The 9,732-nt window shown below is 32.4% G+C and carries 11 protein-coding genes; 7 read left to right on the top strand and 4 right to left on the bottom strand.

Features of this window, described 5'->3' with window-relative positions:
- Nucleotides 1–179 precede the first annotated feature (179 nt).
- Both VW161_RS08130 and VW161_RS08125 read right to left on the bottom strand, forming a co-directional pair.
- Nucleotides 180–431 carry an MJ0307 family thioredoxin gene (locus VW161_RS08130; protein WP_304087109.1) on the bottom strand — a complete coding sequence of 84 codons (252 nt, stop codon included), beginning with the start codon at nt 429–431 and terminating at the stop codon, nt 180–182.
- A gap of 197 nt (nt 432–628) precedes the next feature.
- Nucleotides 629–1,465 carry a S49 family peptidase gene (locus VW161_RS08125; protein WP_304087112.1) on the bottom strand — a complete coding sequence of 279 codons (837 nt, stop codon included), beginning with the start codon at nt 1,463–1,465 and terminating at the stop codon, nt 629–631.
- 234 nt (nt 1,466–1,699) lie between these two features.
- Between VW161_RS08125 and VW161_RS08120 the strand changes: the two genes are divergently transcribed.
- Complete coding sequence (locus tag VW161_RS08120) at nt 1,700–2,608, top strand: shikimate kinase (protein ID WP_304105762.1); 909 nt, start codon at nt 1,700–1,702, stop codon at nt 2,606–2,608.
- 81 nt (nt 2,609–2,689) lie between these two features.
- Here VW161_RS08120 and VW161_RS08115 read toward each other — a convergent pair whose 3' ends face one another.
- On the bottom strand, nt 2,690–3,559 hold the full coding sequence (locus VW161_RS08115; RefSeq protein ID WP_304087119.1) for an SPL family radical SAM protein: 870 nt from the start codon (nt 3,557–3,559) through the stop codon (nt 2,690–2,692).
- 183 nt (nt 3,560–3,742) lie between these two features.
- Between VW161_RS08115 and VW161_RS08110 the strand changes: the two genes are divergently transcribed.
- The 6 genes from VW161_RS08110 to asd all read left to right on the top strand — a co-directional run bounded on the left by VW161_RS08110 (nt 3,743) and on the right by asd (nt 8,971).
- Nucleotides 3,743–4,066, top strand: coding sequence for a chorismate mutase (locus tag VW161_RS08110; RefSeq protein WP_304087122.1), 324 nt, complete (start codon nt 3,743–3,745; stop codon nt 4,064–4,066).
- A gap of 2 nt (nt 4,067–4,068) precedes the next feature.
- Nucleotides 4,069–4,266: a 30S ribosomal protein S17e gene (locus tag VW161_RS08105; RefSeq protein WP_292788749.1), complete on the top strand. Its 198-nt coding sequence runs from the start codon at nt 4,069–4,071 to the stop codon at nt 4,264–4,266.
- A gap of 311 nt (nt 4,267–4,577) precedes the next feature.
- Nucleotides 4,578–5,795, top strand: a complete 1,218-nt coding sequence (locus VW161_RS08100) for an aspartate kinase (protein ID WP_304087128.1) — start codon at nt 4,578–4,580, stop codon at nt 5,793–5,795.
- Between the two features lie 281 nt (nt 5,796–6,076).
- Nucleotides 6,077–6,970 (top strand): 4-hydroxy-tetrahydrodipicolinate synthase, encoded by an 894-nt coding sequence (dapA, locus tag VW161_RS08095; protein WP_304087130.1) that lies wholly within the window; start codon nt 6,077–6,079, stop codon nt 6,968–6,970.
- Between the two features lie 60 nt (nt 6,971–7,030).
- Nucleotides 7,031–7,849: a 4-hydroxy-tetrahydrodipicolinate reductase gene (gene dapB, locus VW161_RS08090; protein WP_304087133.1), complete on the top strand. Its 819-nt coding sequence runs from the start codon at nt 7,031–7,033 to the stop codon at nt 7,847–7,849.
- 72 nt (nt 7,850–7,921) lie between these two features.
- Complete coding sequence (asd, locus tag VW161_RS08085) at nt 7,922–8,971, top strand: aspartate-semialdehyde dehydrogenase (protein WP_304094517.1); 1,050 nt, start codon at nt 7,922–7,924, stop codon at nt 8,969–8,971.
- 360 nt (nt 8,972–9,331) lie between these two features.
- Here asd and VW161_RS08080 read toward each other — a convergent pair whose 3' ends face one another.
- A complete protein-coding gene (locus tag VW161_RS08080) occupies nt 9,332–9,550 on the bottom strand; it encodes a hypothetical protein (protein ID WP_304135167.1) in 219 nt (72 codons plus the stop codon).
- Between the last annotated feature and the right edge of the window lie 182 nt (nt 9,551–9,732).

The raw sequence follows: 9,732 nt of genomic DNA, 5'->3' as shown, positions 1-9,732 counted from the left end.
AATGGGTGTTGAAAATTTAATTTATAAGAAATGGTAAAAATATGTTTTTAAAATGAGTGTTGAAAATTTAATTTATAAGAAATAGTAAAAATATGTTTTTAAAATGAGTGTTGAAAATTAATTAAAATAAAAATAGTAAATAGTAAAAAAAGAAAAATATTAGAAAATTGTTTTTGCAATTATTCTAATCTTTCTAATAATTCTTCGAGAGTTGGAGCACCAATAAATGCTAATGAATTGTTGATTGCAATTGCAGGGACTGCGTGAACTCCATAATCAATAGCTAAGTCTCTGTTAGCAGGATCAGCAATACTGAGGATTTGAACTTCGATTTCATCTCCTAATTTTGCTTTTGCTTCTTCAACAACTTTTACAGCACCTGGACAATGTGGACAGGTTGGTGAGGTAAATACTTCTATTTTGTGTGCCATTATATCACCTTGTTTAATAATTATTTAAGTTTTATTTTGTTTATAGTTAAATTGTGATTATAAATTCATAAAAATCTTTAACTTTTATAAATTTATTTTATATATTATTGTTCGTTACTATATAAATATTCCTATTTAAATAGAAAACATGGTTAAGAAGAAATAGAATAATTTTTGCTTTTTAATTAAAAAATAGTCTAAAACTCTAAATTGAAAATCTTATTTTCACTTAAAGTTTCAGTTAAGCTTTTTTTGGATTTAGGATAATTGACAGAAGTGTAATTGGTTACATTAGCTTTTGAAGCAGCCAATTCAATAGCCTTATTTTTATTTCCAAGCTTATCAACTAATCCTAAGTTTTTAGCTTCATTACCATTGTATCTTTTGCCATGAGCTAATTTTGCAAGGTAATTTGGTTTTAAGTCTCTGTTTTTAGCTATTGCTTTGATGAATTGTGTATAATCTTGATCAATCATCTTTTGACCATTTAAAAGATTATCAGGGTTTGTTTCATTGGATTTATTCAATTTAAGATAATCCCTATTGTAAACTCCAGTAAGCTTGACTTTAGAGTATTTGCTGCTGTCAATATAGCTAAGGCCAATTCCTCCAATTGATGAAGATGAACTTGCAACGATGGCATCAGCACTGCTTGCAATCAAATAGCTTTCATCCAATCCCTTATCTCCAATATAAGCGATAACTGGTTTGGTTGAGCTTTTAATGCAACTTGCAATCTCTTCGCTCGCTACTTGGCTTCCACCTTTACTGTTGATATCCAAAACAATAGCCTTTACATTTGGATTAGAATTAGCTTCATTCAATGCGTTTTCTATTTGGCTTGCGCTAGTGAATATCTTGGTGGAGTTGGATGAATCATAGGTGACCGCTCCATTGATAGTTATGACTGCTATTTCCTCCTGCTGTGTAACTAAATTGCCAAATGGCAAAACAAGTACTAAAAGCAATACTATAGCAAGTATAATAAATGCACCTAAACCGATGTTAAGCCAATTTGTATTGTTTTCACTCATAGTATCACTCTTTTTCTTAAAATTGCCATTTTTAGTTATTGTTGTATTCCTTTATTTTATATTAATTTTTAAAAATTATTGTATTATAATATATTTATTTACATTAATATAAAGTTTATTTTTATAAATCTTATTTTTTTATAAATTTAATAATGCTTGTATTGATTTACATTAAATATATATCATTTGATTTTAAAAATTAATATATAGATTTATAAGATATTAGGTGATTTTTTGACTAAAACAGTATTTTCTCCAGGTTCTGCAACAATAATCAATGCTATTTCAACCGGTTTCGGTTCTGCATTTGGTATAGGATTAGGTATTGAGGCAGAGGCTAAGTTTTCTGATGTCGGTGTCAAGTGCTCATCAGATATAGGGGCTGATCCTCATTTGATGAACTTATGTGTAGAACAGGTTTTAGACCATTATAAAATAGGAAGTGCATTGGATTTCGATGATATCATACCTAGCTTGGATTTTGGAAATGGGCAGGGAATTGAAGTCAATACAAAATCCAATTTGCCTTTAGGTTCAGGTCTTTCTTCAAGCAGCGCTTTATCAAATGCTGTTGTCATGGCTACTGCTGCATTGGTTGCAAGCGAGTTTTGCCTTGAGCCATTGACAGATATGGAAATGATAAACATGGGTATTGATGCATCCCTTGAAGCCGGAGTTACTATTACAGGTGCTTTTGATGATGCTTCTGCATCTTTCTTTGGAGGATTAACAATTACAGACAATGGCAATAGGGAGATCTTACATCATGAAAGAATGTCTGACTATGATGTTTTGGTCTTTATGCCTGATAAGGAATCATTAAGCGGTTCTTCTGATGTTGATAGGATGAAATTGGTTGCTCCATTTGTAAGCATGGCATTCAATAAAGCCCTTGATGGCGATTATCTTGAAGCTTTGACATTAAATGGATTATTGTATGGTAATGTTTTAGGATTTGACAATAACATTGCCCTTGATGCACTTCAAGCTGGTGCACTTGCTTCTGGATTGTCTGGAACTGGGTCTTCATTTGTAGCTATTGTGGATGAGAGTTCCATTGATTGCGTTAAAGAGGCTTGGGCATCCTATGATGGAAGAGTCATTGAAACAAATGTGGACAATAGAGGAACAAGAATTATTTAATTATTTTTCTTTTTTCTTTTTTTTTTTTATTTTGCTATTTTTTATCTATTCTATCTATTTTATCTATTTTTTATCTATTTTTTAAAATAAAGTAGTCTGCTTAGTTTTATCCTTGCTTGGGAATTCATGCAAGTATTCAAATATTTCATCTGGATTATTCATTATCTTGTTTTCATTTGTTCTTTTATAGAAGATTTTCATTAATTCCTTTTGATTTGGACTAGCTATTCCATAGTTGTTTCCATAAGTCTTGATGTACTTTTCCTTAAGTCCTGGGAACTGCTTGTCTAACTTGCTATAGAAATATTCCCTATTTCCTTCTCTCAATGTCATTCCCATTCCAAAACAGATTATTCCCTTGACATTTGAGTCTATGCAATAGTCAAGTATTCCATTGATGTTTTCTTCTGTATCGTTAATGAAGGGGAGAATTGGGCATAGCCAAACAACTGTAGGTATGTCGTGTTTATTTAGAATTTTCAATACTTTCACTCTTTCCTTTGTAGTGCATACATTTGGTTCAAGTATTTTGCACAAGTCCTCATCGTATGTTGTCAATGTCATCTGAATGACTACTTTTGCCTTTTCATTGATTTCTTTAAGCAAATCCAAGTCCCTGAGTACTAGATTTGATTTTGTGATGCAAGTAAATCCATGACCGTATTTGTTAATGAGTTCCAAGGATTCCCTTACACTTTGTATCTTCTTTTCAAGAGGTATGTATGGGTCTGTCATTGATCCTGTTCCAATCATGACCTTTTCCTTTTTATTCTTTAGGGCTTTCTTGAGGAGTTCTGTTGCATTTGCCTTGATTTCAATGTCTTCAAATGCATGGTCCATATTGTAGACATTGCTTCTTGAGTCGCAGTAGATGCAGCCATGAGTGCAACCTCTGTATAGGTTCATACCATTCTTATTGGACAGGATGCCTTTAGCGTTAACGTAATGCATGATTTCACTTGTATTTCCTATTTTTTCTTATTCTATTTTTGGTTTTAATATATTAAATTATTTCTGAGAGCATTTGAAAGAATTTGATAAAAATTAATACAAAGAAAAGTTAATTTCAATAAGCATGTTTATATAAGATGAAATATAAAGTATAATTATTATCAAAACTATGGAGTTATTTTTGTGGATAAGAAAGAGATTATGGGCTTATTTGAAAATGAGGAAGAAGCTCAGGATATTCTTGAAAAGTCTAGAAAAAGAATCGATGAAATTGATAATGATTTAGTTAACTTAATAAGTGAAAGAACTTCACTTGCTAGGAGTATTGTTTTAGCTAAAGTTTTTTTAGGCATGGAAATTTATGATAAATCAAGAGAAGAACAAGTTCATGCCAAAGTAAATAAATTAGCTGAAGACTTGAATATTGATAAAAGTATTCTTAGCGGTATTATGGACATGCTAACAACTTTAAGTAAAAATAGACAAAGAGAAATTTTGGAGGAATGATTATGGGAAATATTAGAACTTCATTCGTAAAACGTATATCAAAAGAATTAATTGAAACTCACCAAGGCAAATTTACTACTGATTTTGAAGAAAACAAAAAATTAGTAGCAGAGTACTCTACTGTAAGTACTAAACACTTAAGAAATAAAATTGCTGGTTACATTACTAGATTAGTAAGACAACAAGCAAACCAAGCTTAATTTTATTTTTTACTTTTTTTAAGATTAATTAATTTTAATCTACTATTTTTTATAATTTTTATATCAATTTTAACATTTTTTTTAAATTTTTATTGATTTATTAATTTTAGGATCATTTTATATTGGATTTTTATTAATTATTCATTATTTATTATTAACAAATCTGTATTTTATATAAAAATATGTAAAATTAATAATTAAATATATAAATACCCTTTTATAAAATTAATAAATGGATAATAGTCTAAAAAATATAATTTATCAAAATATTTATTTTTATTTTTAATTTAAAAGAAAAGGTGTGTAAACAAATGGAATTAATTGTAGCCAAATTTGGCGGTACTTCGATTGGAAATGGACAAAGAATTAGAAAAGCTGCACAATCTATCGTAAATGCGTATATGGAAGGAAATAAGGTTGTGGTTGTTGTATCAGCTATTAACAAGACTACTGATGACTTAGTAGCTATTGCTGACGAATCCATTGGAAAAGAAGTAACTGAAAAGCAATTGGCTGAAATTTTATCCATGGGTGAGAGAACCAGCATAAGAGTATTTTCATCAGTCTTGGAATCCTTAGGTGTAAAATCCGAATACATTGATCCAAGCCATGACTTATGGCCTGTAATAACTGATGACAACTATGGAAAAGCTCAAATTGATTTTGAAAAAACTGAAGAGCAATCTCAAGGGCTTTTAGGACTTTTAGATCAAGGAATCATTCCAGTCGTCTGCGGATTCTTGGGAAGGACTGAAAATGGAGAAGTGACTACCTTGGGAAGAGGTGGAAGTGATGTCACTGCATTCCTATTAGGTCATTGCTTAAATGCAGATAATGTGATTATCGTTACCGATGTGGATGGAGTCATGTCCACTGATCCAAGAAAAATCAATGAAGCTGAAAAATTGGATTATATCTCTGTTGAAGAGATGAGAGATTTAGCTACTCATGGAGCTCAAGTTTTACACCCTCATGCTTTAAGATTTAAAGATCCTGAAATAAAAGCGAAAATCATTAGCTTTGAAAAAGGTGATTTGTCTGACCCTGGGACTGAGATTGTAGGTCCCTTTGAAGATTCCATGAACAAATCAGTTTGCTTGCATTCGGAACCAATCTCTGTAGTTGCTTTGGTTGGAGAGGATTTGCTAAATCAAATTGGTCTCATTGCAAAAATGACAACTTTGGTAGCGGAAGCTAACATTAACATTTATGGTATTTCTGCAGGTCAAAATTCAATTACCTTATTCTTGGATAAATGTGATGCTGATGAAGCATATCATTTATTGCACAACTTAGTCATTGCTGAAGACAGTTTAAGCTCAATATCCTTAGGAAGGGACATTGCTATGTTAACCATGATTAACCCAGACTTTATTGAAACTCCTGGAGTAATCACTGAAATCACCAATCCACTTAAGGAAGCACACATAAACATTGTCGAAATCTCATCATCCCAAACTGCTATTGTCTTATTTATTAACTGGGAAGATGGTAAGGTAGCATACGACTTAATCAAGGGAGTTTTATAACTCTCGTTTTTATTATTTTTACCCAATAAAGAGGCATTTCCTTTTATTTTCATTAAAGGGAAGTAATTTGTTTCTATCATTTTTTATTGTAATTAATTTCCATTTACAATCCTTGAAGTTTCGCAAGTTGGTTTTTATCTATGCGAACTTTAATAGATTAAGTATTTGAATTGATGTGATTCTTTAGAAATTTAAATTAAATGAAATAAAATAAAATAATTAGATTAATTAAATAATTGAAAAAAATTCAAAATTAATTATATAGTAAAAAGGTGTTTTTTATGCGTTTTGAAGGAACTGCTGTTGCTATGGTTACTCCTATGCACGAGGACGGAACCATAGATGAAGAAGGATACAGACAAAATATTAACTGGTTGATTGAACAGGATGTTGATGGTTTGGTTGCTGCAGGAACCACGGGTGAATCTGCTACTATCACCCATGAGGAACATAAAAGAGTTATTGACATCATGGTTGATGAAGTTGACGGCAGAGTAACTACCATTGCAGGAACTGGAAGTAATGCAACTACTGAAGCATTGGACTTAACCAAATATGCAGATGATGCTGGAGCAGATATGGCTCTATTGATCACTCCATATTACAACAAACCACAACAACATGGTGTTATTGAACATTATACCCAAATTGCAAATGCAGTGGACATTGATTTGATCACTTATAATGTTCCATCACGTACCAGTTTGGATATGGCTCCTGAAACCATTGTGGAACTTGCAAAAGTGGACAACATTGCTGCATTGAAAGAGGCTTCCTCCAATGTGGACAAAGTATCCAAAACCATGAAACTCTTAAGGGATGAAGGATTGGAAGATGACATTGTAATCTTATCCGGTAGTGATGAATTGACCCTTCCTTTAATGTCTGTTGGTGCAAGAGGTGTAGTGAGTGCTTCTGCTAACATCGATCCAAGAACCATGGTTCAAATGGTAAACTGCATTTTAGACGGTAACTATGACCAAGCTTTGGAATTACATTACAAACAATATGACTTAATCAAAGCTTTATTCATTGAAACCAGTCCGGCACCTGCAAAAGAAGCAATGAAAATGATGGGAATGCCTGCAGGTCCATTAAGATTACCTTTAGTTCCTATGTTAGAGGAAAACAAAGCAATCCTAAGAAAAGCATTGGAAGATGCTGGAATTTTATAATTCCAGTTCTTATTTTTTTTTACAATTTGATTATACTTATAAAATTATTTAGATGATATTATGATAAAAGTTGCTGTAACTGGAGCTACTGGAAGAATGGGCTCTGGCATTATAAGAAAAATTACTGAACAGGATGATATGGAAGTTGTAGCTGCTATTGAAATGCCAAACACTCCTTTAGCAGGTGTAGATGCTGGTGAAAAAGCAGGTATCGGTAATATTGGAGTTCCTATCGTCGGTTCAGAAGATTTGGAAAAAGCATTGAAAGAATCTGGAGCTGAAGTCTTAGTTGACTTTACCATTGCTCCTGCTGCTGTAGAAACCATTAAAAGAACTGCTGACTGTGGCGTAAACTTAGTGGTTGGTACCACCGGTTTCACTGAAGAGCAAGCTAAAGGAAATGCTGATGTAATCAATGAAAAGAACATCAAGGCAGTTATTTCCTCTAATTTCTCAATTGGAGTAAATGTATTCTTTAAGGTATTGAAGGACTTGACTCCTATCTTAAATGACTTTGATATTGAAATCATTGAAGCTCACCACAATCAAAAGGCAGATGCTCCTTCCGGAACTGCTATGACTGCATTTGAAGTGGTTGCTGACGCTCTTGAAAGAAACCCTGAAGAAGTGGGAGTCTATGGAAGACAAGGTCAAGTAGGTAAAAGAACCAAAGAGGAAATCGGTATACATGCAGTACGTGGTGGAGACATTGTAGGGGACCACACTGTATTGTATGTTGGCGATGGTGAAAGATTAGAAGTTAAACACATGGCACATACCAGAGAAGTATTCATTGCTGGTGTTATCAGAGCTTTAAGATTCGTAGGTTCCGCAGAACCTGGAAAAGTTAACGACATGTCTGATGTTTTAGGAATTTAATTTTTATAATTCTATTCCTTTTCCTTAAATCAGACTTTTATTAAAATGATTATGATTATCGAGATGATTTAAATGGTAAAAGTAGGTGTACTTGGTGCAACTGGAATGGTAGGTCAAAGATTCATCCAATTGTTGGCTGATCATCCTGATTTTGAAATTGCTGCACTTGCAGCTTCCGGAAGATCTTCAGGCAAAAAATATGAAGATGCTACCACTTGGTATATGAATAGTGAAATGCCAGAATCTGTAAGAGACATTACTGTAATTGAAACTGACCCTGCACAGATGGATAAGGATGTTGAAATAGTGTTCTCTTCACTTCCTGCTGATTTTGCTGCAAAAGTCGAGCCAGAATTTGCAAAGGATTTTGTTGTGGCATCAAATGCTAGTGCGATGAGAATGAAAAAGGACATTCCTTTAGTCATTCCTGAAGTCAATCCACAATTCTTGGACATGATTGAAGCACAACAGAAAAACAACAACTGGGACGGATTCATTGTAACTAACCCTAACTGTTCAACCATTGCTTTGACATTAACATTAAAGCCAATTTATGATAATTTCAACATAAACAGGATTTATGTATCTACCATGCAAGCTGTTTCAGGAGCAGGTTATAACGGTGTTCCTTCAATGGCTATTGTAGATAACTTGGTTCCATACATTGGCGGTGAAGAGGAAAAGATGGAAAGCGAAACATTGCATCTTTTAGGTTCACTTGACGGTGATGAAGTTGTACCTGCAAACTTCTCATTAAGCGCATCCTGTCACAGAGTGCCTGTTATTGACGGTCACACTGAAGCAGTATTCGTAGAGCTTGATGATGAAGCAGACATTGATAAAATCAAAAAGACAATGGCTGATTTTAGAGGACTTCCTCAAGAATTAGGTCTTCATTCTGCTCCAGAACAACCTGTCATAGTCAAAGAGGAAGATGACAGACCTCAACCTAGAATGGACAGAATGGCTTATGGTGGTATGGCTGCTACTGTTGGTAGAGTTAGAAAAGATCAAGCATTTGATAACAGCTTCAAATATGTTCTTGTAGGGCATAATACAATTAGAGGTGCTGCTGGTGCTTCTATTTTGAATGCTGAATTGATTAATAAACAAATATTATAATATTTTTTATTAATTCTTTTTTTTACTTTTTTTTTAATTATTTTTATTTTCTATTTTTCTATTTTTCCCGATATTTAAAGAGTGTTTCGTAAAACTATTGTTTAATGAACTAAATTAAACCTCCAAAAAGAGAATAAAAAAATAGTTAAAAAATTTTATTAAGAAAATAAAATAAGTTTCAATAGGTTACCAAAAAAGAGGTCTACATTTTATATAATTTTTTGAATATTTTTCCCACTCTTCAATATATAAGGTGGACAGTTAGAAAGTATGCATAAAATAAGTGGAATTAGATGATAGCTCACGCTAAATGGTTAAAAAAATATTAAAAATAAAAAAAGTAAAAATAGGAAAGAGATGTTAAACTTCTTCAACACCTTTTATCATAGGTTTGAATTGAGGATATTTCTCAAGAAACTCAAGAGCATAATTAATATGATAATCTCTAGCATCATGTAAAGACAATTTATAAGTGACTGCCCTTTCTTCTTGATCCAATCCTTTTAAATTAGGATTATTAATACGTGCTATCAATCTCAAAGTATTAATATTAGGATAGACTTTACGTACAATATTCATAATTGCATGTGGAAGGCCCAGAGGAGTAGTTACAAAATTATTTAATTGATCTTCAGACCAACTTTCAACAAATTCGTAATTTGGAATTAATATTCTAGGCATGATAAAAACCTCCTACAAGGAGTTCCGTAAAACTATTGTTTAATGAACTAAATTAAACGATAAAAATGGATTTATGGCCA

Origin of the sequence: Methanobrevibacter ruminantium (assembly GCF_016294135.1) — an archaeon.
GTDB lineage: Archaea > Methanobacteriota > Methanobacteria > Methanobacteriales > Methanobacteriaceae > Methanobrevibacter > Methanobrevibacter ruminantium_A.
Note: the sequence above shows the minus strand (reverse complement) of the source record. Positions and strands in the feature narration are given on the sequence as shown.

Coding starts and splice junctions, on each gene's coding strand:
- VW161_RS08080 (WP_304135167.1), bottom strand. CDS start 9,550: ATGAATATTGTACGTAAAGTCTATCCTAATATTAATACTTTGAGATTG.
- VW161_RS08125 (WP_304087112.1), bottom strand. CDS start 1,465: ATGAGTGAAAACAATACAAATTGGCTTAACATCGGTTTAGGTGCATTT.
- dapA (WP_304087130.1), top strand. CDS start 6,077: ATGCGTTTTGAAGGAACTGCTGTTGCTATGGTTACTCCTATGCACGAG.
- VW161_RS08130 (WP_304087109.1), bottom strand. CDS start 431: ATGGCACACAAAATAGAAGTATTTACCTCACCAACCTGTCCACATTGT.
- VW161_RS08100 (WP_304087128.1), top strand. CDS start 4,578: ATGGAATTAATTGTAGCCAAATTTGGCGGTACTTCGATTGGAAATGGA.
- VW161_RS08115 (WP_304087119.1), bottom strand. CDS start 3,559: ATGCATTACGTTAACGCTAAAGGCATCCTGTCCAATAAGAATGGTATG.
- dapB (WP_304087133.1), top strand. CDS start 7,031: ATGATAAAAGTTGCTGTAACTGGAGCTACTGGAAGAATGGGCTCTGGC.
- VW161_RS08105 (WP_292788749.1), top strand. CDS start 4,069: ATGGGAAATATTAGAACTTCATTCGTAAAACGTATATCAAAAGAATTA.
- asd (WP_304094517.1), top strand. CDS start 7,922: ATGGTAAAAGTAGGTGTACTTGGTGCAACTGGAATGGTAGGTCAAAGA.